The organism is Bacilli bacterium, assembly GCA_035326105.1.
GTDB lineage: Bacteria > Bacillota_I > Bacilli_A > RFN20 > CAG-826 > UBA7706.
Genome location: DAOKYO010000002.1, coordinates 430,645 through 454,983, shown reverse-complemented (window position 1 = coordinate 454,983; position 24,339 = coordinate 430,645). Strand labels below are relative to the sequence as shown.

The following is a 24,339-nucleotide window of genomic DNA, read 5'->3' as shown; positions in this document are numbered from 1 at the left end:
GCCCGATGAAATTGATTGTTAAAGATAAAGGAAAAACAAAAATTAGGCTATGGATGCCGCTGAATAAAACGGTGATTGGTATGATTATACGGCATGCCATCGATGAGCCGATCGACTTCGATTGGAAACCGATTTTTAAAGAGTTAAAGCGCTTTGCAAAAAAGCATCATGGCTTCGTTTTGCTAGACGTCTATAGTAAAAATGGCGATCGGGTCCAAATTTGCTTGTAGAAAGTATTGGCTTTTAAACTAGCTTGAAGGCTAGTTTTTTAATCTCAAACCGCGCTTTTAACAGTTTTTGCCGGTTTATGCTATCATTTGGATGGAGATGATAAAAATGAACCCCTTTTTAAAAATGTATTATCGTGTTTATCAGTTTGTATTTTACTTAGCTTCGTTTGTGCTGAATTTCAAGGAGCCAAAGATTATTAAGGGCCCGGGGTCAATTAAAGAAATAGCCCCCATTTTAAGAAAAAAAAGAATAACGCGGGTTCTTTTGGTTACCGATCAGGGATTGTACAAATTAAAATTGCATGATCCGGTGGTGGAAGCATTAAAACTCGGTGGTATCGACTCGGTGACATACCACGATACCGTCGCTAATCCAACAATTGACAATATCGAAAGGGCTCTTGAACAATTTGATGAGTTTAAAGCGGAAGCGATCATTGCTTTTGGCGGTGGGTCGGCAATTGACTGCGCTAAAGGGGTGGCGGTGCGGGCCACAAATCGCAAAAAGACAATTCCGATGCTCAAAGGTGTTTTAAAGGTTCATCATCGGAAGAAATTTTTGATTGCAATTCCAACCACGGCGGGAACGGGATCGGAAGCTACGGTCGCGGCCGTGGTAACAAACCCGAAGACGCATGAAAAATATGCTATTAACGATCCAAAGTTAATTCCTGATTATGCGGTTTTAGACCCCGATTTTTTAGTAAAACTACCTGGGAATGTGACTTCTACGACCGGAATGGATGCCTTGACGCACGCGGTTGAATCCTACACCAATTACTTTCAGGTTAAAAAGAGTCGGTGTTTAGCCAAAGAGGCGGTCAAACTTATTTTTGATAATCTTGAGCTGTCATACAAAGATCCGACCAATATAGTGGCCCGCGAAAATATGCAGATGGCTTCATATTATGCTGGCGTCGCCTTTACCCGGGGCTATGTGGGGAATGTTCATGCGGTGGCGCATACTTTGGGAGGCTTTTATGGCGTTCCCCACGGACTTGCCAATGCCGTTATTCTCCCCCATGTTTTACGTTATTATGGAGATAAAGTCGCACGGCGGCTCGCGGAATTGGCTGATGCGGCTGGTATTACCACAGAGGCGATGAGCCATCAGCAAAAAGCCAAGTTATTCATCGAGGCTATTGATGGCCTTAATCAACGAATGAACATTCCAGCGCGCTTTCAGGGAATTGTTAAAGCAGAAGATATTTCTTTGATGGTTGAAAGAGCCTATCACGAGGCGAATCCGCTTTATCCAGTACCGAAGATTTTTTCTCGGCAAGACTTTGTTAATATATATCATCAAATACAAGATTAGATGCAAATTGTCACATTGACTCTTTTATTTGCAAGCGCTTTCGATTAATATTAGTCTTGTTAAGGAAGAGGAAAATAATATGAAAATAAATACGACTTTTTCTAGTGACAAAGTTCCTACTCGGACTAAGTGGCTTTATCCCCTTTCCGGCATCGGCCGAGATATGGCCTATACTTTGGTCTCGCTGTTTCTCATGACTTTCATCCAATATACAATGGATGATGTCGGTGGCTACGATAATAAAATGTTGGCTTTTACCATCTTTTTGGTTTTGTATCGGGTTTGGGATGGAATAAACGACCCAATGATGGGGACGATTATCGAGAATAGTCGTTTTAAAATGGGTAAATATAAACCCTGGATTCTTATCGGGGCCATCTTCAACTCGATATTCTTGGTTCTGCTCTTCTCGGTGCGCTTATCTGGTTGGTGGTACGTGGCCTTCATTGGTGTGGTTTATTTCCTCTGGGAGATAAGTTTTACAATGAACGACATTGCTTATTGGTCGTTATTACCATCGCTTACCAGCGAATCAAAACAACGAGGTCAAATAACGACACTGGTATCAGTTTTTGCCGCCATCGGTGCGTTTATTTCCGGGGGTTTGATTCCTTTTTTAAGTGGCCGTTTTGGCTTAATTGAACTTTACCGCTTTTTCTCGATTATCGTCGCGGTCACCTTCTTGATTTGTCAATTAGTTCTCGTTTTCTTTACCCAGGAAAGAGAACGCCCGCAGATAGTTGAGGAAGAAAAGCAAACATTGGGCGATATGTTCAAAGTTATTTGGCATAACAAGCAACTTTGGGTGATGATGATCGCGGTTACTTTATACTATTTAGGCAGCGCGTTGCTTAATGCCTTCGGCTTAAATTATTTCTATTTTGCCTATGGATTTAAAACCGGCGCCGACAATATGACCCTGTTTACTATCATCTATGCTTTAAGTTCTGTTTTGTCCCAAATGTGCTTTCCTTTTCTTCAAAAGAAAATGCGTCAAAATACGATACTGGCCTTGTCATTTTATATTATGACAATCGGTTATGCCCTTTTCTTTGTGATGGGATTAATTCCGGCGGTAAATGGAACCGCACCAAATTTATTGGCGATGCTGATTCTCGGTTTCTTTATTTTCGCCGGTCAAGGCATATTCTATATGGAACTGCTCATTATGATGACCAATACCATTGAATACAATGAATGGACGACGGGTAAAAGAAACGAATCTATTATCTTCGCTGCCCGGCCTTTTGCCGCGAAAGTATCTTCTTCCTTGCAGACGCTTTTAGTTTATGTGGTGCTTCTTGTTGGCGGCGTCTATTCGGTAACGCAGCAAATCAGCAGCATCCAAATTGAAGGGGCCCGGGAGAATTGGACTTCGGAGGCGATAGTTAATGCTTCAAATAATTTGATAACGAATTCTCCTAATCGTCAAATGGGAACCATTGCCATTTTGTTTGGAATGGCAATAATCCCGATTATCCTCTATGGAATAGCCTACTTATATATGAAGCGCCGTTATCGGATCAACGAAGAAAACTATCAACGGATGGTCGCGGATATTAATCAGGGAAAATTCAGTAAAGAAAATAAACTCTAACGTTTCTATTAAATAGAGTGGGGAAAATTAAGGAATCCTTAAATAACTCACCAAAACTAAGAAATTAACTGGGAAGACCTGGGAAGAAATTCCCGGGTTTTTTCTATTTGGGATTTTGCGTAGGCTAATACAGGCATGCATTTCTTTCTAAAACGCTCAAAACTATAATAGGTATAGGCTACTTTGGCAATGGATTTAATATGATTGCTGGTGGTCTCAGCAACTCCAGTGTGATAGCTAATATTGTCTTGAGTTTTACTAAAAGCGTTGGCAACCTCAAACCTATATTTATGATAAGAACGATCCTTCTCTTGGATGATTGGCGGTTCACAGTTCTTGAGATGTGAGTTAATTCTTTCGATGAAATTTATCGCTTCATCAAAGGGGTATCTTAGTTGATAATTAAAAAGGTCTTGAGGTGACTTGTGAGCGGACCATAGAGCGGGATTAAACTGTATGCAGCGTTTAAAAAGCATATCAAAATGAAAACATTTGACCGATCTTTTGGTAGGGATAGAAATGGTCAGAACCCTTATTCCAACGACATAAAAACAACTTTCAATTTTTCTTTATAAAGCTATACGCGGGGGAGTTTTATCAGTCATGCGGTTCATCGTGCGAACTCATAAAACATTAATTGGGGTGATCAATAAGCGAATCACATGGAACAATCAATAATGTGGATCGCCTATTTGCAATAGTAGGATACAATAGATGAGCATATAGACATTGTTAGAGGAAAAAAATATGGAGGTTTGTCCTCTTTTGCTCAACTTCATAGATAAAACCAATATCGGTTTTGATTGGTTCATTGACACGATTGACAAAATTGCTTGGATCTAGACCAAGTCCTAAAAGCATTGAATTATTGTCTATAAAAAAAGCCTTTTTATACCCGAGATAAAGTATACGAAGAAGTAGCAAAATGATCAAATCTATAAAGAAGAGTGGGGAGTGACTATTCTTTGTCCCCACTTAATTTAATAGGACAACTTTAATAAAACAGATCGGCCAACATGCCAATCTGTTTTTTTCCTATGCGATAGGAACTAATTTAGAATATTTTCATCCGATTTTATCAATACATCGAGGCCATCTCTTTTAGTGACGAAACCATGTTGTTCAAAGAATTTTAAGGGCTTGCCCGGGAAATTATAGTTTCGGGGATCAAAACTTGGTTGCTTCTTAAGAAGCAAATTATAGGTGTTTGACCAGTAGGCCCACCCCTCGTCATTCAAAGTGTCATTTATGATCGAGCGAACATCATCAAGTATCTCATCAAGACTCGCCATTTCATTGGATATATTCTCGTCCTTTTTAACAATACTGGGTTTGCTCTTCCGCCGTTTTTCTTTAATCTTCTCATCCGCTTGTTTGATCTTGTCGAGATAAACGAAAGTGTGACAGCTGTTCGCCAGTGCGCGGGGAGTCTTGCTTTCGCCCATGCCGATAACCCGGCAACCGCCTTCCCGTAGCCGGTTGACAAGCCGGGTAAAGTCGGAATCGCTGCTGACGAGAATAAAAGTATCAATCGTATCGCGATAGAGAATATCCATCGCATCAATAACTAAAGCAAAATCGGAACTGGATTTACCTTTAACCGGAGAATACTCTTGCTTTTGAACAAGCGAATAATCAATGCATACATCTTTCCACGCCTTTAATCGCGATTCTGACCAATCACCATAAATATATCGAAAAGCGATATTGCCTTGTTTGTTTGCCTCATCGATGATGTAGGTAATGTAACTGGGAGAAATGTTCTCCGCATCAATCAAAACGCATACATTTTTCTCTCGACTGTCATAATTTGTTGCCATAAGTGCTCCCTATTTTATTTCAAATTCTATTTTTTGACTTCCATAATATGGAATTTCAACCTGAAGATAACCAACGCCTTTTTTTCCATTGACGTTTCGAATAATAATTGAAGTTGCCCCTCCCACAAGAGTATCAGATTTCAAAGAAAGAAGAGCGATATTATTTGAAGTTTTAATATGCAAAGGATAAAAAGCGTAACTGGCGCGATTGTTAAATTGATCAAGTAATTCAACGCTCACTAATACCATATCATATGTTGAATCGGCTTTTAACTCGGTTTTCGAAGCCGTTAAAGCAATATGAAATGAAAGCGAAGGACCATATTCCTTACTGATAATCGGAGCATTATCCCGATAGCCAACGAAGCGATATACGACCTTGTCACTTCCCCAATTACTGACATACTTGTTCCATAATTCAACCAAATCGGCATAACTAAGATGATACTTCATCATTAAAAAAGCCACCCTGAGTTTGTATAAGACGGAAAGGCGATTTGATCCATGAATGCCGGCATAACCCAATATTTTCTTAAGCCTTTTTTTGTCTTTAGAAGAAAAACGCTCATCGTGGTCAAGTTTACTAGAAATATAGGATTTGATAATTATCGGAGGATGCGGCAGATGGGGATACTTTTTTTTGCTGGGATAAAAATCGCCAATTAAGTCATCGTTTTTATACACGCGGATAAAATCGACGTTAGTTAGAACCATCGCCGGGGGCAAAAGTGCTTCCGGATATTCGCCGATATTCATCGAAGAAAGGACGCTGAGCATCGGCTCCCCAATTAATTGAGAGCGGTAAACATCGGCTGCCATTTTGTCGTTTCGAAAAATATCAACTACTCCGTGATAGCAAATATGATCCCCGCTGCCAAAGTTTTGATGGGTTTGATAATCGGCATAGCACCAGCTTAGGAAAGCCGCTATCGATTGGTAGCGATAAGCAGATTCGAGAACCTGAAGATGACGCTTAGCCTGTTCCAGACGATGATTTTCATCATCAAAACTTTTGGTCGGAAACATATGACCATTGTTTTCGGTTACAATGTAAGGCTTTTTTGTTTTAAAAGAAGGGAGTACTTTTTTCGGATTTAGGAGTCCTTTGTTAGTTCCGTCATGCGAAAAATCATTGAAAGCATAAACATCCTCAAGAAGTTCGCTATGGATAAAGTTTCTTACTCCGGTTGTCGGTCGACTGGCGTCTAATTCATGGGCAATTCGATTGGCTTTTAGATACAGTTCATGGTAATCACTTGATTCGTTTATTCGAATTGAGTGCAAGATTACCGACGGATGATTATAGTCAAACACAATCATTCTTTGAAGAAAATCCAAGTATTGCCCTTGCCAGTCGTAATCATTGCCAACAAATTGCCAACCGGGGACTTCATCTATTACTAAGAGCCCGATATCATCACAGCGATTTAAAAAATGCCGCGATGGCGGATAATGGGAGCAGCGAACTACATTGAGTCCAAGGTGATATTTTAAATAGTCGGCATCAAATTCTTGAAGGCTCTTGGTGGCGGCATAACCGATATAGGGAAAACTTTGGTGGCGATTCAGGCCGATTAATTTACGATACTCGCCGTTTAGAAAGAATCCTTTGTGCGTGAATTTAATGGTGCGAAAAGCAAAGCGAATCTCTTTAGATGTTGATTGTTCTTTGTTCTGTATTACCGCGCGCAATTTATAAAAATAGGGTTCTTCAGGCGACCAGAGGTGCGGATTAGGAATTACGAACTTGTCGGTTTCAAAAACCGCCAGTCGCTTCTCGTCTTGGTATATTTCATAACGGACTTTTAAATCAAGGTTCGGTGATTTTTCCACCTTGTGCTTTACTTGAATGTGACCATCCATTCCTGCGGAAACAAGAAGTTCCTTAAAAAAGAAATTCTCTCGCTCCTCCAAGTGAACTTCCCGATAGATACCTCCGTAGCATAAGTAATCAACTGCTCCGCCAAAAGGAGGAATCTTCTTATCCTCACGCGCATCGCAGACAACAACTAAACGGTTATCTAATTTTTTTAGAAAATCAGTTACTTCCACTTCAAAAGGAAGATAGCCGGAAATGAAGTGCCCCAAGAAGTGATCATTTAAATATACATCGGCCTGAAGCATTAATCCTTCAAAAACAATGAAATATCGCTTGTCGTTTCGCATCTCGCTTAAATCAAATAGTTTTTGGTACATGGAAACGAATTGATAATCTATCTCCGAGAAATAATTTATAGGCAGTAGTTTATGAGTATGGGGAATGTCGACTAATTCGGCATCGCTAGGGAATGAAGATAAAAAGTTTTGATCATAATGATCAATAAATTGCCATCCATTATTTAAATCTAGATGCATAATTCCAACCTCATTTATAAACTTATTTTAGCATAAACAACTGTTTATAGTTATAATTAGATAAGAGGATGCTTTCATGTTAGAAAATAATCAAAACGAAGTCTTTCATTTGGCAACTAAAAATACCAGTTATATATTGCGAATTGATGAATCTAGACATCTTCGCCATGAGTATTTTGGCGCGCGCATCAAGGATAAACTTAATTATAACTTTGCTTTTTTTAAGGAAAATTTTCCTCGCGGAAGCGCGGTTGTCTATGATGAAAAGAAGTATCCCGGACTTAGTTACGACCAAATTCCGCTTGAAATCGGTCTAGCCGGAAAGGGCGATTATCGTGAGCCGTCAGTTGTTCTGGATAGTGATGATCAATCAGTATTCGATTTTAAAGTCACGTCAATTAGTGAGGAAAAAGAATTGTTCGGCAGCTCTTTTCCCACCCCGCATCTTCCCAGTCAAGTCTTAGCCATCGAATTAACGGATGATTTCAGTAATGTCCGGTTAAAGCTTCAGTATGGGATATTTGAAGATACGGACGTGATAGTGCGCAACATTACAATTATAAACGGTGATAAAAAATCCATTAGTGTTCGAAAAATAATGAGTTATAATCTTGATTTTGCTAATCGTAACTATGAACTATGGACCACATACGGCAGCTGGATTAACGAATTTAACATTACTCGTCAAATCATTAAACCTGGAATTTATATCAATGATAGTAAGACGGGTTCGTCGAGTTCACGCCATAATCCCTTCTATCTAATTAAAGAAGTTGAAACCACCATGAACCAGGGTCCGGTATACGGCTTTAACCTGGTTTATAGCGGCAACCATTATTCGGCGGTAGAATTATCGGCCTTCAATAACTTGCGAATTCAAGGAGGAATAAATCCCTTTGACTTCCGCCCTGTATTAGAAAGAAATGCAAAATTGGAAATGCCATTTGCGATTATGACTTTTTCTAATTTGGGAATTAACGGTATGAGCGATAATTTCCATCGTTTTATTCGAAGGCATATAGTGCGTTCCGCTATTGCTGATAAGCCTCGCCCGATTGTCATTAATAATTGGGAAGCAACCTATTTTGCTTTTTCTGATTCCAAAATAAAAAGCATCGTCGATGGGGCGAAAAAAATGGGAGTGGAAATGTTTGTTCTTGACGATGGCTGGTTTGGAAAAAGAAACAACGACCTGTCGGGTTTAGGCGACTGGGATGTGAATACCAAGAAACTTCATCATGGACTGCAAGGAGTCGCAAAATTAACCGGTAAAAGGAGCCTTTCATTTGGCCTTTGGTTTGAACCCGAAATGGTAAATGAGGATTCGGATTTATATCGGACACATCCCGATTGGGCAATCAAAACCAAGTATTCTTCGCCCGCGGTTGGCCGGCATCAACTGATACTGGATCTCAGTCGCAAGGATGTGCAGGATTATATTATAGAGTCGGTCAGCAAACACTTAAGGGAAATTCCGATTAAATACGTAAAATGGGATTTCAATCGAACAATTTCCGACGGCGAAAGTAAAGTGACACCGGCTTATGAGTTGACATATCGCTATTACATCGGACTATATCGTGTACTTGCTTCCCTTACCAAGGATTTTCCGGATGTTATTTTCGAAAATTGCGCGAGCGGCGGAGGAAGATTTGATTTAGGAATGCTCAGTTATTTTGATCAAACATGGGCCAGTGACAATACCGATGGTTACGAACGAATTAAGATCCAAAGTGGAACAGCCTTAGCCTATCCACTTTCGACTATTTCGAATCATGTCAGTGCCACTCCCTCCCATCAAATGTTGCGAATAACGCCCTTTTATCGACGCTTTGCCGCGGCTTGTTTCGGCGTCATGGGATATGAAATGGAGATTGATGCTCTCTCACCGATTGAAAGACGGTGGATGAAGAAAAATATTGTTTTTTATAAGAAGCACCGCCGGCTATTTCAGTTTGGAAAATTCTATCAAATGAAAACTTTTTCTCCTCAAGGTGAAGCTTGTTTCGTTGTTGAAAACGAGGATAAATCGGAGGCGATAGTTGGCTGTTTTTATGGGTTACAAGCGAGTGCGCCTGGAAATGATTTTATTCAAGTTCCCGATTTAGACAAGGAGGGTTTATATCAGGTGGAGGTTCTTCCCAATCCGCATCGTTTGAAGACGTTTGGCGGTTTACTTAAGATGGCTCTTCCTTCTTTCATTAAACCGGAAGGGGCGATAGTGAATTATCTCAACCAAAGGACATCGGTTGAAGAAGTCATGAAGATGTCATATGAAGAAAAGTACATTATCGACGGAGCGTCGCTCGGCAATGGAGCATTGCAACTCAATCCTCAATGGATGGGAAACGGATTTAATGATAAAACGCGGGTCTTAGGAGATTTTGGCGCTGATTTAATATATGTGCACCGTATAAAATAACAATTGGTGATTAATTTTTTCTTATACAGGTATTTAATCCAAGTCTACCAACGAAGTTGACAATGTTATATAATGAAAAACTGAGGTGGCTAAAATGCTAAATAAAACTATTGAGAAACTATTAATTTACGCCTCTTTTCATCTTGACTTATCCAATGAGGATGTCATTTATGTGCGAAACATACTTCTTGACCTGCTTCATCAAGATAGTCCTTTTGAAGGGGAAATTAATATTTCTGAATTGAAAGGGTTAAAAGTTCCCGATCCGATTATTGAAGAATTACATACGGAATTAAAAAAGATTAAATTTGGCGACGACGCGGAAATTGATCGCCTGATCGTCCGGATTATGGGGTTAGTAACTCCGTTACCTAGCGCTGTCATCAAAAAATTCAATGACCTATATCGCAAAAACAAAGTAAAAGCGGTTGATTATCTCTATGATTTAGAAATTAAGAATGATTATATTCAAAAAAGCAAAGTTGATCAGAATCTGCTTTGGACTACGTCTTTTCCAAAAAACAATTTGGAGATAACTATTAATTTATCTAAGCCGGAAAAAGACAACAAGGCTATAGCTCTCAGTCGTAAGCAAAAGGAAAACTTTGCCTATCCTCAATGCCTTCTTTGTAAAGAAAACGAGGGATATAGCGGAAGAATAAATCATCCGGCACGGGGAAATATTCGCCTTATTCCTCTGCGGCTTGACGATGAGATTTGGTACCTTCAGTATTCACCTTATGTTTATTACGATCGGCATTGTATTGTTTTTGAAGGTGTGCACGAGCCGATGACCATCAGTCATCGTACCCTATCTAAATTATTCGCTTTCGTTGATCAGTTCCCTAATTTTTTCATCGGTTCGAATAGCGATTTACCAATTGTCGGCGGTTCAATTCTCAACCACGAACATTTTCAAGGCGGAGCGCACGAGATGCCTTTGATGCGGGCGCCGATAAGGAAAAATATTCATCTTCGGCGTGAACATCGCGTTTCACTGTCAATCCTTGATTGGTACAATTCCGTTTTGTTATTGAAGGGACGTAATAAGCAAGCCCTACTCAATATTGCCTATACGATTATTGATGCATGGCGTAATTACAGTGACGTAGATGCTGATATTATTGCTAAAGAAGGCGAAGACCAACATAATACAGTCACGCCGATTGTTCGTAAGATCGGTTCCACGTATCACATGTATATAATTCTTCGCAATAATCGCACGGATGAAAATTATCCAGATGGCATTTTTCATGCTCATCCAGAATACCAGCACATTAAAAAAGAAGGTATCGGTCTTATTGAAGCGATGGGGTTATTCATTCTTCCCGCCCGCTTAAAAAGACAACTGGAAGAAATTGAAGCATTCTTTGTCGACAAGAAACAATCCGTTTCGGATTTTATTGAACAAAGGCCAGAATATTTGGCTTTTGAATCTTTGCTGAAGCAAATGGATTCTTTGGCACCGGAGACGAATTATCATGATTATTTAGTTGAACATGTAAACACAACCTGCCAAGGAATTTTAGATAACACGGCGGTTTTTAAAAGCACGGAAAAAGGTCGGGAAGCATTTTTAAAATTTATAAAAACACTTTCAATATAAAAATATGTACTTGCAAGAAAAAAGAAAAATAGCTTTAATAAACGGGTTTATGGGAGCTTTTCATACGCAACCAACGCGCTTCTTTTCTTCACCGGGAAGAATGGAAATGATGGGCAATCATACCGACCACAACCATGGTTTAGCGTTGGCAGCGGCGATCGACTTAGATATATTTGCGGCGGTCAAAGCAAATGATTTAGGTCTTATTCGAGCCATATCAAACGGGTTTCCGGCTTTAATAGAAATTGCCTTGGATGATTTAGATCCGATTAAAAAGGAGCAAGGAACATCTACTTCTCTCGTTCGCGGTGTAGCCAGTCGCATCAAAAGTAAGGGCTACAATATATCGGGTTTTGATATTTATATGGATTCGGTTATTCCTCGGGGCGCGGGAGTGTCGAGTTCGGCTGCGTATGAGGTCTTAATTGGAAAGGTCATTTCGACGCTCTTTAACGAAGATAAAATCAGCAGATTTGATTTAGCCGAGGCTGCCCAATTCGCGGAAAACACATTTTTTGGCAAAAAAAGCGGACTTTTGGATCAAATTGCCGTTGCTGAAGGCGGGTTATCGCTGATTGATTTTCAAAATTCGCTTCAACCCAGCATTCGCAACATCAAATTCGACAGCAATGACTATGAAATTATTATCGTCAATCCGGGCGGTAATCATTCAAAATTGACAAATCTCTATGATGAAGTCATCAAAGATATGGCTAAGGTAGCCAAAGTTTTTAAGCGCAAGTTTCTACGGGATATTTCCTTTAGTGAATTTCTTGTCGCCAGTCCGGTCGTATATCAAAAAGTCGGCGGCCGAGCTTATCTTCGCGCAAATCATTTTTTTGAGGAGAATATTCGGGTAAGCAAGGCGGTTGAGGCGATGGAAAAGAAAGATTTTACCATATTTAGAAGACTCATCGCCGCTTCTGGCCGATCGAGTTATGATTTTCTGGATAATTACACCTATCCCGGTGATCGAACCGCAAGTTTAAAAACGGCTTATCATTTATCGATTAGAAAATTTCACAATGGAGCTTTTCGGGTACATGGCGGTGGTTTCGCGGGAACGCTGCTGGCTTTTGTCCCGAAGGAAGAAACGGCCAATTACATCAAAATGATCGATAGCTTCTTCGGTCGGAAACGGGCATATATTGTGCATATTCGCGATGAAGGGGCGACGGAAGTATTTTAATTGTAGGGGGAGTGAAAATGAAATCGGATGAAAAAATAAATGAAATCACACATCAATTAACCGGTGATTTGCTATCCGACCGGAAATTATTAGAGAAAGCCATTTATTTGGAAAAACAAAATCCGCAGGATAGTGTTTACCTTTCCGGATTACTCAGCCTATACTATTTTTCCAGTGACTTTGATAATGTTGATCAATTTCTTTCCTTTCTTTTAAGTGACGATTTAGGCGCCGATAACCTTACCATTGCCCTAAAAGCTTTAGAAAGCTCCGGGCAACTTGACCGGGCGGCCTTTTTGGCGACACGTGGGATTCACGCTTTTGAAGAAAATATAGACCAAAGTGATCTTTTTCCTCCGGTGGCAGGTACAGATTATCGCAACTTTAACAATCGTATCGAAGAGATACTGTATTTAAATGACAACGATAACAATCATCAGTTGATTCGGCCAAAAATGAATTACAGCAACTTGTATCAACGGTTTGCCAGTATTATCTTGAAGCAAGACGATGCCAAACAGGCGGAAATAGCCACAAAAAAATCGCTTGAATGGAATCCGTATAATGTTGATGCCTGGTTGACGGGAGCGGAGGCAAGTTTGGAATTATGCGATTTGGCGGGCTTCTTAGAGAAAACCAAGAAAGCTTTGTCCTTTTGCTATAAACCGAATCGTTTAGCCCAATGCTACAACAACTTTGGTCGCTACTATGAAAAAATGCAACTCCTAGATATTGCACTTGCTTGCTATAGTTATGCTTTTTCCTTGCAGCAGATTGATACTTATCGCGAATCTTTGGATCGAATGATGAAATTATTGAATATCGCCCAAATGCCATCGGCAAAAGCGATAATTGCCGCTTTAAATAAATATGATATTCCTTTAAATACTTCGCAAAGTGTAGTTCGGGCCGCTTATTTATTAGGCAAGATATACTATGAAAGAAAAAATTATGAAACTGCACTTAAGTATCTTTCCATTGCCTATTCGCTTGCCGATTTGCCGGAAGTAAAGGCGCTTATTGACGAAATAACCAGCCATTTAAATTAGTGTTTTTCTCGCGCTAGGAATAAAGAAATGATATATTACTAGTAAATGAGGGTGATGAAGTATGAATGATGAGCAAATTAAAGAGAAAATTGAAAAGACTTTAACCGGCAACCGCTTAAAAGATCGGCGCTTTTTGATTTTGGAATGGCAGGCGCTCAGCATATCTTCTTCTTTGCTTTCTGATGGATTACTGCAATATGTTGAAAATCAAATTGATGAAGTCTTGCCTTTGAACATAAATCGTTTTACTAAGGATATGGAACTTAATCCCGATCTTTGGGTGACATATCTGCTTCATCGGGCTGGTCAATATACCAGTGGCTATCCGTTAGAGAAGGCTTTTAAACTTTGCCGGTTAGCCGTTAATGAATTAGAGAGTCACAATCCGCGAATCAACGATCAAAAAATGCAATATTTTGCGGTTGAAGATCCGTATGAGGAAACCTTGATTAAGAGCGTGTTGAATGCTCCGGGACCATTTCAAGTCATCGATCTACCATTTGCGGAGGCCTATTATCTTTTGGCGGAAATTCTTTTTGCTATGGGCGACGAAATTCAGGCGGTTAATTTTCTAGGCTTAGCCAATAATTGGAATCCAGTTTCGGTTCCCATACTTATGCGAATCAGCGAATTTTTTAAAGAGAAGAAAATCGTCGATAAATTAATGATGGTCGGAAAGTTTGCCGCTTCAATTGTCACTGATCAAGATATGCTGGGAGTGATTATTCGCTTCGTCGGATACGCCTATTATCTTGATGGAAAATATCCGCAAGCTTACGCCTGCTATCATGAATCGTTGCGTTATGGAAAAGCCGGTAAAGGTGTCAGTGCCGAAATTGATGCCATATTAGCGGCGATGGATAAAACTGAAGTCTATACGCCTAAGAAAAAGGAAATCAAAGATTTGTTCCTGGGGGATAAGTTTTTCCCCGGTCCAAGCTCGATGGCTTTTGATGCATTGAAAAATACTATAAGGCGTTTGTTTGATGAAAAGGAATACTCTTTGGTAATCGATTATGCCGATGAGTATTTGAAAACTAAATCGGATGCGATGGTGTTAAAACTTCGGCGATTGGCATTAGAGCATTTGGCGTGAGGCATTGAAATGAAAGAACCAACATTTGAGTCCCAAGAAGATTACTTAGAGTATATTTTAATCATCCAAGAACGTCAGCCTTTTGTCCGCTCAATCGATATTGTGAATGAAACCGGCTATTCGAAGCCTTCAATTTCGCGGGCGGTTCATCTTCTGGAAAATCAGGGATTTATCGTCATTAATGGTGACGGACATATCATTCTTACAAGAACCGGGAATGAAAAGGCTCAGCACATATATGAACGCCATAAGATCTTGACTCAATATTTTATTGGACTTGGGGTCAGTGCCAAGCAAGCACGAACGGATGCTTGCCGCGTCGAACATGTTATCAGTGAGGAAACATTCCAGGCGATAAAAGGAAGATTAAGTTAGGCCTTAAAACCTTGTAAAACGGTTACATCAATCAAAAAAAGTCGCTTATAATGCGACTTTTTTTTGTGAAACCTAGAAAACGTTTTCAGTAAGGGGTTACAAAATTGCATTATATTTTTTAGCGATTATAGTATAGGTGTTCGCAAAGGAACAAGGAGGTAATGAACATGAAGAACAAAAAAGAAAACCTTGGATATTCAGCCTCGCACGACAGCTACAGTGATCTTCTAAAATCGATCAAAGCGATGAAGATTTCCCGCTATGATGACGGCGAGAGCTTTGTTTCCGAAAATATTGACGGCCAAGTTTATTTATCAAATGGTCGCTGATGTTGACAAAGTGATGACGGTCTCTTTAATAAGAGCCCAAAACTGAATATGATAGGGAGATTAGATTCTCCCTTTTTTATTGACTAAATGTTATGATGTAAAAGCAATGGGAATGATAAATGAAGTACAACTCGCGAAGGCGATTGGATTTCTGCCGGAAGCGGTGGAAAACAGGCATCTTTCTATAGCCGCCAAAGCCTTGACTTTTTGGGGGATAGAATTTTTTTATAATGGCAATTACGATATAAAGAATTTAGACAAGTATTTATTCTTTCACCCGGCGTTAGAAAACTATTGGCTTTTGTTTTCTAACTCAAATACGCAGGATAATCGTTTTTCCGGCGATGGGTTTCTGCTGTATGCCGTTCAATCGTTTGCCATTGCTTCAGCATTAAACTTTGGCCGGGATGCTCTACATAACACACAACAGTGCATTAAACTTAATAACTTAATAAAATCGGTATCGATACTTCCTAGGCAACTATTTGTCGGTACTCTTTGGTATGTTTTTCTTCTAAAAATATTTGAAAACGATAGCCTGCATCAAAATTATAAAACTCGGAAAAATATAATTGAGTCGGCAATAGAACACACCTTAAGAATAATTAAAAGCGATGTGAATGTTGTTTTTTTGAAACGCGATATTATTTGGAGCGACGGAAACTATCAGTCTCAACGCTGTAATTACTTGAATGTTGCGAGTATGAACTATAGTTTATCGATTGTTGAGAAGGTATTTGACGCATATATTAAATTTAACTTTAACCAAGTAAATAAAATAGATTTTTCTTATCCTTTTATTTCCTTTATTGAAGGCGTATGCAATGGAAAACATTTTTTTGAAACCGGACTTGAAAGCGAAAGCTATTATGAAATAGCACATCGATTAAGCGCCGACATTAGGCAAAAATATCCTCAACTCGTGGCCAACCATTCGCGACAGATGCTCACGGATAAGAATTTATTTATTGCTCAATATCAGGAAAAAAAGTTTCTTTTTCGACTAAAAAAGATCATTTTTTAACACTTTTACTGCTAAGAATAAGAGTTGTTAATAAAATAAAAGCGTTTTCAGAAAGCGTAATTGAAAAAATGAAAAAATTTCCAAACGTTTTTGTTGACTATAAAAAAAATTATGCTATTATATAACATCCGCTGAGGTACTATCCCCTCGACGGAACATGATTTATTCATGATATGAGAAGAAGGAGGTCGATATATTTATGAAAAAAGTTGCAAAAGTTTTTAGCGCTATTTTAAATGGTCTTGCTGCGGTTTCGGTCGCATCAGTTGCTGATAAGATTATGAACGTCGATATTTTATCAGGACGTTCAGTTCGGTAGTTATTTTATTTCTTGGGTAATGATAGTTATACCCATGAACCCCATTAAAAATTCACCCAGCTCTGCTGGGTTTTTTTATTGCTTATTGATAATCGTTAAAAAGTAGGTTAAATTGTTAAGTAGAATTAGTGCGAGGAAGATAATATGGAAGCAAAAAAACACTCAAAGTTTTTTCAATCTCTCGGCTGGCTTTCGATTATAAGCGCGATGCTCATTACTAGCGCATCTTTATTTAATAACAATCAAATGGTTAAAGCGGAGACTTCTGATGTTTTGACGCCCGAGGAATATGAGGATAGTTTGATTACGGCAACTTGGGTTCAATCGGACCATCTCTATCTTCATTATCTACGCGAAGATATGTCGACAATCAACGACTGGGGGGTTTGGGCCTGGAATGAAAAGCCGGCTGACACAGACGGTGATTTGTATGCTAATTGGTTTCGTTTTGATCAAACCGGAGCGATTATGGATATCAGTCTTCTGTCTTCGAAAATGATAAATGTGGTGGATTTAGGATTTTTGATTGTTTTAAAGAGTTCAATGGCAAAATCAAGCGGGATGTGGACGAGTGATTCGGGCGGTGACGTTATCGTCGAAAATGTAAAGAATTATGTCCGAAGCAACGGATCTATTCATATCTTTGTAACTCAAGGGAAGTCGATGAATCCGGAATTTGTTTATCAGGGAAGCGAAGCGGAAGATCCCTATGCCGATGATGATGGAAGTCATTATTCACGTGATGATGTTAATAGTAATGTCTCTATATATACGCCGATGAGAACTTCACAGGACTTTCAAGATAACGTTGGCGTAGGATACGAAATAATGGTTTCTTCATTTGCGGACAGCAATGGAGATGGTTTCGGCGATATAAATGGAATAACTGCGAAACTGGATTATATCGATTCTCTTAGCGTGGGAGCCATTTGGCTCACACCCATTCAAAAAAGTGAATCTTATCATGGCTATGATACGATTGACTACTATAACATTGATTCCAAATTTGGAACGATCGAGGATTATCGCAAATTGGTCTATGAAGCGCATAAGAGAAATATTCGTGTTCTTATGGATCTGGTCGTAAATCATACTTCGCTTAATCACTATTGGTTTAAGAAATCCGCGATGCTCATGACAGGAAAAGACATCGACGGCAACGATATCGACTATCGCAACTTTTATCATTGGAAGTATTCGACTGCCGAGCTTTCCGCTCCTTGGTATCGCTATGGCACCACCAACTATTACTACTACGCTAAATTTGCCAGTTCAATGCCGGAACTAAATTATGACTATCAAGGAACAAGAAACGCCATAATCGATGTTGCTAAGTATTGGTTAGGGTTTGGAATTGATGGTTTTCGCATCGATGCGGTCAAGCATGTTTATATGAAGGATGAGGTTAGTTCCAACAGCAGTGACGTGGTCAATGATTTCGATGCGGCCAATGCAGTTGATTATAGTACCGATCGCGGTAAAAACATCAATTTCTTTTTAGAGTTTTCGGCGCGCATCAAAAGCCTATATCCTAATACCTTCATTGTCGGAGAAAACTTTGATGGTTGGGATCAAAGAATCGCTCCCTACTATCAGGGAATGGATAGTCAGTTTGATTTTGCCGCTTATTATCATAATGTTTACAACACCTTCTACGATAGCGGGGAAAACACGGCTGCAGTGGAGGCTAATACCGTGATAAAATCAAAATTAAATTTATTCAATGCCTCACGGCAGAACGGATCAGCAATAAACAGTCCATTTACCTCCAATCACGATGTGGAGCGAATGATAAATCATGTCAATAATTCGCTTGTAGGAAGCGGCAGTAGCATTACGGAAAATAGCGTTCCTATCTCCAGTAGCAACTATGAACTTGCCAACCGCAAAGCGCGGGCATATTTGGCATCGCAAATTTTAATGCCGGGTGTTTCCTGGATTTTCTACGGCGATGAAATTGGTCTTAGTGGCAATAAAGTCGCTAATGACGGAATTAATTCGCCGGAGCGCGCCGCCGGCACCGATTGGAATCTTGACCGCTGGTATCGGCAGCCGATGAAATGGTCCGATACGGATTTTACAACCACCACGGACTATTCTTTTACCGGGTATAAGGTCGAATGGGACAATTATAATCGCGACATACTTTCTTCGGTAGCCACGCAAGAAGGCGATGATGAATCTTTATTAACTTATGTGAAGGGATTAACGAGCTTTAAGACCAATTCCGCTTATCAATCAATTATTTTGAAAGGTACATATAATGGCCTGGGATTTGTGAGCAACAAGGTTATGGCCTATTCGCTTTCCTATAATGGGGAGACGCTTTACTTCTATATTAATTTCGGCAACAATGCCGTCAGTTTGAATATCAATAAAAATATCGTTTTTAGTGATAATCTAACGGGCAGCAGTCTTGGAAGTTACGGCGTAACGGTGTTGAAGTGAGGCATAGGATATGAAAAAAACGAAACTATACATTATTACTTTCGCTTCCGTAGCATTGATTTTATCCGGATGTGGTAGAAGAGGTGACTCCTCATCCGCTTCAACCGGCACTTCCGCTTCACTCGATACATCCCTATCCTCAAGCGAAACAACCAGTATATCAACGAGCGGTAGTAGCCCAACCTCAAATACATTGAGCAACTCATCAATCGAAAGTGTGATGACCACAATTTACTTCAATTTAACCCGGTATGGACTATTTAATGGTCAACATGGAACGGATATCAGCGCTAAAAATCTTGAATTTGGCTACGAATATACGGCCTTAAGCGGATCACTTTTACCCAACTCAGATGTCATAACGCATGAGCTGGGAGCGGAATTCTCGGGCTGGGTTTATCAATCCTCATCCGGAGGATTAATTAAATTTGATGAGATGCCGGCGACAGAGGGGATTGTGCTTCAAGCATGGTTTAAGGATACCGACCCATCTTCAAGTTCAGAAAGTCTGAGTTCGGAATCGTCTGGTTCTGAATCTTCAAGCGAAGAAACAAACTCCGGACTTTATTTGGATTTGTCCAATGATGAAATGGCGTTTTTAGTGGAAAGTTACTCCACCGCTTTTGAAACCACCGAGTGGACAACCGAAATTAGTGTCGAAAAAGACACATATTTTTCTATTAAATCATTGGGCGATAAATTCGGTATCGGGGATGATACTTATCCGAGTTATGCCGCCGGCTATAGAGAGAATAATGTTTTGCGTGTCGGTTATACCTTGGACGCCGATGCGTCTAATGGGCTTTATACGGCGGATATTCTAACGCCACTTACCACCGCTGATGAATCGGGTAGTACGGACACGGGCGCCACTTACTTCAAGTATATAAATAACATGGAGCCTCAAGGTCTTTCATTCAAGAAGGGCGGGACCTTTGCCCTTTATATCCGTTTCTACAACGATTATTCATGGGTATCAATTTGGGCAGAGGAAAAATAGCACTCTCACTTGACAAGTGCTAAAAGGCGCTTATAATATATTTAGCACTTGCATATATTGAGTGCTAAATGAGGTGATGAGTATGGAAGGTTTCCCTGATTACAACAAAGATCCTGAAGTATTGACTAAATTTGGTCGGTTGATAACCGATGAAGTAAAAAAGAATAAGACCGATCCCGTGATCGGTCGTGATGATGAAATACGGCGAATAATCGAAATCTTGGCGCGAAAGACAAAGAATAATGTCATTCTTTTGGGTGAGCCGGGAGTCGGCAAAACGGCGATTATTGAGGGCTTGGCCCAACGCATTATTAAAGGTGATGTTCCAGTTTCCTTGAAGGACAAGGAAATCTATGAACTCGACATCGGCGCTCTTTTGGCCGGTGCTAAATATCGCGGTGAATTTGAGGAACGCCTTAAAGCCATTTTAAATAAGGTCAAAGCCAGCGATCATAAAATTATTATGTTCATCGATGAAATCCACCTGATCGTCGGCGCCGGACGGACCGACGGCGCAATGGATGCTTCGAATATGCTTAAGCCGATGCTTGCCCGGGGAGAATTATCGTGTATCGGCGCTACGACATTGAATGAATATCGGCAATATATCGAAAAGGATCGGGCGCTTGAGCGGCGTTTTCAAACAGTTATGGTCGAAGAACCGACGGTTGAAGACACGATTTCTATTTTGCGTGGCCTGAAAGAACGATATGAAACCCATCATGGGGTAAAAATTACCGACGCAGCACTCGTGGCCGCGGCGACACTTTCTGATCGTTATATCACCGATCGCTTTTTGCCGGATAAGGCGTTAGACTTAGTCGACGAGGCGTGTGCCGCGATTCGAGTGGAAATTGAATCAATGCCGGCGGAACTTGATGAGGTAACTCGGAAAGTGCGGCAACTTGAAATTGAAAAAGTGGCATTAAGCAAAGAAAAAGATGATGCCAGTAAAGACCGGCTGATTAAGTTGGAAGATGAATTAAAGTCGGCAAAACAGAATGAAGAGGCCCTCACTCGGCAGTGGGAAAATGAAAAAGCGGAGATTAACGAAGCTAAAAAGATTAAGCAGGATATTGATAAAGCGCGTTTTGATTTACAATCGGCCTACAATGCCGGCGACTATAAACTGGCCAGTGAACTTCAATATAAGAAGATTCCCGAACTAGAAAAACGCTTAGCCGATAAAGAGAAAAAAGACAATGTCGACAAGATACTCAGCGAGATTGTGACTGAAGATGATATCGCCAAAATTATCGCTCGCGGAACCCACATTCCCGTGAGCAAAATTATGGAAGGTGAAAAAGAGAAAGTTCTGCATCTAGAAGATCACCTTCGGAAGAGAGTTATCGGTCAAGATGAAGCTATTCGCTTGGTCAGTGACGCCATTATGCGCCAACGGGCGGGAATAGCCAACCCGAATCGTCCGATTGGCAGTTTCCTTTTCCTTGGTCCGACGGGAGTCGGGAAGACGGAAGTGGCGCGCGCCTTGGCAGAAGCCTTATTTGACTCGGAGCAGCACATTATTCGCATCGATATGAGCGAGTATATGGAGAAGTTCTCGGTATCGCGTTTAATTGGAGCGCCTCCAGGCTATGTCGGATATGAAGAAGGCGGTCAGTTGACGGAAAAGGTCCGCCGCAACCCCTATTCGATTATTCTCTTTGATGAAATTGAAAAAGCCCATCCCGAAGTATTTAATCTTCTTTTACAGATCCTCGATGATGGACGCTTGACGGATTCGCAAGGAAGGACAGTCAATTTTAAAAATACAATTATTATTATGACTTCTAACCTCGGCAGCGAACTATTTCTTAACAATCAGGCGGATAAAGTCCACGATTTGCTCTACCACGCCTTCCGACCGGAATTTTTGAATCGGATTGATGAGATTGTTTATTTCAAGCCTTTGAGCAAAGAGGTTCAGTATAAGATTGTCGACAAGATGCTGGGTGAATTAAGCACACAATTAAAGAACAACTATATTTCGCTTGAGTTCTCCACGTCGCTGAAGCAGCATGTTTTGGAGAGTGCTTACAGTGATGAGTTTGGTGCCCGGCCAATTAAACGTTTTATTCAGCGAGATGTCGAAACGGCAATCGCAAAAGCAATTTTGGAGAACGAAGTTTCCACTAAATTAAAATATGAGATGGACTATGGTGAAAACGGCTACCAGTTTGTAAGTTTGATTAATTAAAAAAAGGCGATTCCTTGACGGAATCGTCTTTTATTTTAATCGTTGCTATGCCGATTGCGCGCATCGTATTTTTTTCGTTCGACGGTATTAAGAATTAATTTCCGCATCCGGAAGCTATTGGGGGTTATTTCAACCAATTCATCGCTGTTGATATAATCAAGGCAAGCTTCGATAGTCATTTTTCTTGGAGCTTTTAAAACCACCGTACTGTCTTTGTTGGATGACCTTTGATTGGTTAAATTTTTAGTTGTCGTTACGTTGACGGCCAAATCCATATCATAGCGATTTTCGCCCACGATCATTCCTTCGTATACTTCAATTCCCGGCTCAATGAAGAGAACGCCGCGTTCTTCAATATGCTGTAAGGCATAGGGGGTGGCCATGCCGGGGTCGGTAGCTACGAGCGTGCCGATACTCCGTTCTCCGATGGCGGTTGTTACTGCCGGGCGATATTCGAGAAAAGTGTGATTGATAACCCCGTATCCTTTTGTAAGCGTTAAAAAATTTGTCATAAAGCCAAGAAGTCCCCGCGATGGGATCACGTAATTCAGTCGCGTGTTGTTCTCGCCGGCATCCATGTTAATGAGTTCCGCCCCGCGCGCGCCCATCGCTTCCATTACCGATCCTAGATGATCGTTAGGAACATCAATTTGTGTTTCCTCATAGGGCTCCGAAACCACGCCATCAATCTCTTTAATAATTACTTTTGGCTTGCTTACCTGTAATTCATATCCTTCGCGGCGCATGTTTTCAATTAAGATTGAAAGATGAAGTTCCCCGCGACCGCTGACAATCCACGATTCAGTGTTAACAATGCGCTCGAAACGCAATGAGACATCCCGCTGAATTTCGCGATATAGCCGTTCCTCAATTTTGCGGGCGGTAAGAAGCTTTCCCTCGCGTCCGGCAAAAGGTGAAGAGTTGGTTCCAAACGTCATCTGTAAAGTTGGTTCGTCGATGCGAAGAATAGGCAGCGGATCGGGTAGATTAAGACTATTTATGGTCTCGCCCACCATCAGATCCGGCAAACCCGCGATACCAATAATTTCGCCTGCTTCCGCTTCTTCGATTTCAATTCGCTTTAAACCGAAAAATCCATAGAGCTTTTGGATACGAAAATTAAATGTTGAGCCGTTGATGCGAACGCAGGTGACAACATCGTTTAGATGTACCCGGCCCTGTTGAATCCGGCCGATTCCTATCCGGCCAACAAATTCATTGTAATCAAGTAAAGCGGGTTGAAATTGAAAATTACCATCCAAGTTGACATCGGGAGCGGGAATTTCCTCAACGATAGTTTCAAAAACGGGATCCATACCGGGCATTTGGCGTAAAGGATCGGGTGAAAAAGAAGAAGTTCCCTTCAACGCGCTAGTATAAACAACTTTAAAGTCAAGCAACTCTTCGGGAGCGCCAAGTTCAATGAATAATTCTAAGACTTCATCGACAACCTTTTCTGGGTTGGCATTCGGCCGATCAATTTTATTGATTACGACAATTGGCTTAACATGAGCCTCAATTGCTTTCTTTAGAACAAAACGCGTCTGAGGCATTGTTCCCTCAAAAGCGTCGACTAAAAGTAAGCAACCATCGACCATGTGCATAATGCGTTCGACCTCACCGCCAAAATCGGCATGACCAGGGGTGTCGAGGATATTGATTCGGTAGTCACCGAAATTAATCGCGGTTGTTTTGGCGAGAATGGTAATACCTCTTTCTCTTTCGATGGGATCGCTATCCATTACCCGGTCAGCGACCGCCTCATTATCACGGAATGTTCCACTACAGGTTAGCAGTTGATTGACCAAGGTTGTTTTGCCATGATCTACGTGCGCAATAATTGCTATGTTTCTAATTTTGTTTTGTTTCATGACAAAGACCTCCACACAAAAATCGTTTTTTATTATATGCGCATAAAGCGCGGTAAGCAATGATTATATATTTATATATAATTAGTAATATAAG

The 24,339-nt window shown here is 40.5% G+C and carries 17 protein-coding genes; 14 read left to right on the top strand and 3 right to left on the bottom strand.

Going from position 1 to position 24,339, the window contains the following annotated elements:
• Positions 1–5: 5 nt before the first annotated feature.
• The 3 genes from PKC96_06590 to PKC96_06580 all read left to right on the top strand — a co-directional run bounded on the left by PKC96_06590 (position 6) and on the right by PKC96_06580 (position 3,145).
• Positions 6–230 (top strand): hypothetical protein, encoded by a 225-nt coding sequence (locus PKC96_06590; GenBank protein ID HMM00982.1) that lies wholly within the window; start codon positions 6–8, stop codon positions 228–230.
• A gap of 106 nt (positions 231–336) precedes the next feature.
• Positions 337–1,548, top strand: a complete 1,212-nt coding sequence (locus PKC96_06585) for an iron-containing alcohol dehydrogenase (protein ID HMM00981.1) — start codon at positions 337–339, stop codon at positions 1,546–1,548.
• Positions 1,549–1,627: 79 nt separating this feature from the next.
• Complete coding sequence (locus PKC96_06580) at positions 1,628–3,145, top strand: glycoside-pentoside-hexuronide (GPH):cation symporter (GenBank protein HMM00980.1); 1,518 nt, start codon at positions 1,628–1,630, stop codon at positions 3,143–3,145.
• A gap of 1,049 nt (positions 3,146–4,194) precedes the next feature.
• On the opposite strand, the gene PKC96_06575 is transcribed toward PKC96_06580, so the two are convergent.
• Together PKC96_06575 and PKC96_06570 are read right to left on the bottom strand one after the other, a co-directional pair.
• Positions 4,195–4,965 (bottom strand): NYN domain-containing protein, encoded by a 771-nt coding sequence (locus PKC96_06575; protein ID HMM00979.1) that lies wholly within the window; start codon positions 4,963–4,965, stop codon positions 4,195–4,197.
• A gap of 9 nt (positions 4,966–4,974) precedes the next feature.
• Positions 4,975–7,320 (bottom strand): glycoside hydrolase family 2 TIM barrel-domain containing protein, encoded by a 2,346-nt coding sequence (locus PKC96_06570; protein HMM00978.1) that lies wholly within the window; start codon positions 7,318–7,320, stop codon positions 4,975–4,977.
• 76 nt (positions 7,321–7,396) lie between these two features.
• Between PKC96_06570 and PKC96_06565 the strand changes: the two genes are divergently transcribed.
• The 11 genes from PKC96_06565 to PKC96_06515 all read left to right on the top strand — a co-directional run bounded on the left by PKC96_06565 (position 7,397) and on the right by PKC96_06515 (position 22,374).
• The gene (locus PKC96_06565) at positions 7,397–9,742 is read left to right on the top strand and encodes an alpha-galactosidase (protein HMM00977.1); all 2,346 of its coding nucleotides are present in this window, start codon (positions 7,397–7,399) and stop codon (positions 9,740–9,742) included.
• A 94-nt stretch (positions 9,743–9,836) separates the two neighbouring features.
• Positions 9,837–11,348 carry a UDP-glucose--hexose-1-phosphate uridylyltransferase gene (locus PKC96_06560; protein HMM00976.1) on the top strand — a complete coding sequence of 504 codons (1,512 nt, stop codon included), beginning with the start codon at positions 9,837–9,839 and terminating at the stop codon, positions 11,346–11,348.
• A gap of 4 nt (positions 11,349–11,352) precedes the next feature.
• A complete protein-coding gene (locus PKC96_06555; protein ID HMM00975.1) occupies positions 11,353–12,537 on the top strand; it encodes a galactokinase family protein in 1,185 nt (394 codons plus the stop codon).
• 17 nt (positions 12,538–12,554) lie between these two features.
• Positions 12,555–13,586 carry a hypothetical protein gene (locus PKC96_06550; GenBank protein ID HMM00974.1) on the top strand — a complete coding sequence of 344 codons (1,032 nt, stop codon included), beginning with the start codon at positions 12,555–12,557 and terminating at the stop codon, positions 13,584–13,586.
• A 61-nt stretch (positions 13,587–13,647) separates the two neighbouring features.
• Entirely contained in the window at positions 13,648–14,682 is a 1,035-nt protein-coding gene (locus PKC96_06545) for a hypothetical protein (GenBank protein HMM00973.1), read from the top strand.
• A 9-nt stretch (positions 14,683–14,691) separates the two neighbouring features.
• A complete protein-coding gene (locus PKC96_06540; GenBank protein HMM00972.1) occupies positions 14,692–15,057 on the top strand; it encodes a metal-dependent transcriptional regulator in 366 nt (121 codons plus the stop codon).
• A gap of 167 nt (positions 15,058–15,224) precedes the next feature.
• Positions 15,225–15,386 (top strand): hypothetical protein, encoded by a 162-nt coding sequence (locus PKC96_06535; GenBank protein HMM00971.1) that lies wholly within the window; start codon positions 15,225–15,227, stop codon positions 15,384–15,386.
• Positions 15,387–15,492: 106 nt separating this feature from the next.
• Entirely contained in the window at positions 15,493–16,410 is a 918-nt protein-coding gene (locus PKC96_06530; GenBank protein ID HMM00970.1) for a hypothetical protein, read from the top strand.
• A 463-nt stretch (positions 16,411–16,873) separates the two neighbouring features.
• Complete coding sequence (locus tag PKC96_06525; GenBank protein HMM00969.1) at positions 16,874–19,177, top strand: alpha-amylase family glycosyl hydrolase; 2,304 nt, start codon at positions 16,874–16,876, stop codon at positions 19,175–19,177.
• Between the two features lie 10 nt (positions 19,178–19,187).
• Positions 19,188–20,177: a hypothetical protein gene (locus tag PKC96_06520; protein ID HMM00968.1), complete on the top strand. Its 990-nt coding sequence runs from the start codon at positions 19,188–19,190 to the stop codon at positions 20,175–20,177.
• A gap of 82 nt (positions 20,178–20,259) precedes the next feature.
• Complete coding sequence (locus PKC96_06515; protein ID HMM00967.1) at positions 20,260–22,374, top strand: AAA family ATPase; 2,115 nt, start codon at positions 20,260–20,262, stop codon at positions 22,372–22,374.
• Positions 22,375–22,409: 35 nt separating this feature from the next.
• Here the strand turns inward: PKC96_06515 and typA are convergent, their stop codons facing one another.
• Complete coding sequence (gene typA / locus PKC96_06510; protein ID HMM00966.1) at positions 22,410–24,245, bottom strand: translational GTPase TypA; 1,836 nt, start codon at positions 24,243–24,245, stop codon at positions 22,410–22,412.
• Positions 24,246–24,339 lie beyond the last annotated feature (94 nt).

Excerpts from the sequence above, each read along its gene's own strand:
- PKC96_06565 (HMM00977.1), top strand. The coding sequence starts at position 7,397 with ATGTTAGAAAATAATCAAAACGAAGTCTTTCATTTGGCAACTAAAAAT.
- PKC96_06545 (HMM00973.1), top strand. The coding sequence starts at position 13,648 with ATGAATGATGAGCAAATTAAAGAGAAAATTGAAAAGACTTTAACCGGC.
- PKC96_06530 (HMM00970.1), top strand. The coding sequence starts at position 15,493 with ATGGGAATGATAAATGAAGTACAACTCGCGAAGGCGATTGGATTTCTG.
- PKC96_06535 (HMM00971.1), top strand. The coding sequence starts at position 15,225 with ATGAAGAACAAAAAAGAAAACCTTGGATATTCAGCCTCGCACGACAGC.
- PKC96_06520 (HMM00968.1), top strand. The coding sequence starts at position 19,188 with ATGAAAAAAACGAAACTATACATTATTACTTTCGCTTCCGTAGCATTG.
- typA (HMM00966.1), bottom strand. The coding sequence starts at position 24,245 with ATGAAACAAAACAAAATTAGAAACATAGCAATTATTGCGCACGTAGAT.
- PKC96_06555 (HMM00975.1), top strand. The coding sequence starts at position 11,353 with ATGTACTTGCAAGAAAAAAGAAAAATAGCTTTAATAAACGGGTTTATG.
- PKC96_06590 (HMM00982.1), top strand. The coding sequence starts at position 6 with ATGAAATTGATTGTTAAAGATAAAGGAAAAACAAAAATTAGGCTATGG.
- PKC96_06515 (HMM00967.1), top strand. The coding sequence starts at position 20,260 with ATGGAAGGTTTCCCTGATTACAACAAAGATCCTGAAGTATTGACTAAA.
- PKC96_06575 (HMM00979.1), bottom strand. The coding sequence starts at position 4,965 with ATGGCAACAAATTATGACAGTCGAGAGAAAAATGTATGCGTTTTGATT.
- PKC96_06570 (HMM00978.1), bottom strand. The coding sequence starts at position 7,320 with ATGCATCTAGATTTAAATAATGGATGGCAATTTATTGATCATTATGAT.
- PKC96_06580 (HMM00980.1), top strand. The coding sequence starts at position 1,628 with ATGAAAATAAATACGACTTTTTCTAGTGACAAAGTTCCTACTCGGACT.
- PKC96_06525 (HMM00969.1), top strand. The coding sequence starts at position 16,874 with ATGGAAGCAAAAAAACACTCAAAGTTTTTTCAATCTCTCGGCTGGCTT.
- PKC96_06560 (HMM00976.1), top strand. The coding sequence starts at position 9,837 with ATGCTAAATAAAACTATTGAGAAACTATTAATTTACGCCTCTTTTCAT.
- PKC96_06540 (HMM00972.1), top strand. The coding sequence starts at position 14,692 with ATGAAAGAACCAACATTTGAGTCCCAAGAAGATTACTTAGAGTATATT.
- PKC96_06585 (HMM00981.1), top strand. The coding sequence starts at position 337 with ATGAACCCCTTTTTAAAAATGTATTATCGTGTTTATCAGTTTGTATTT.
- PKC96_06550 (HMM00974.1), top strand. The coding sequence starts at position 12,555 with ATGAAATCGGATGAAAAAATAAATGAAATCACACATCAATTAACCGGT.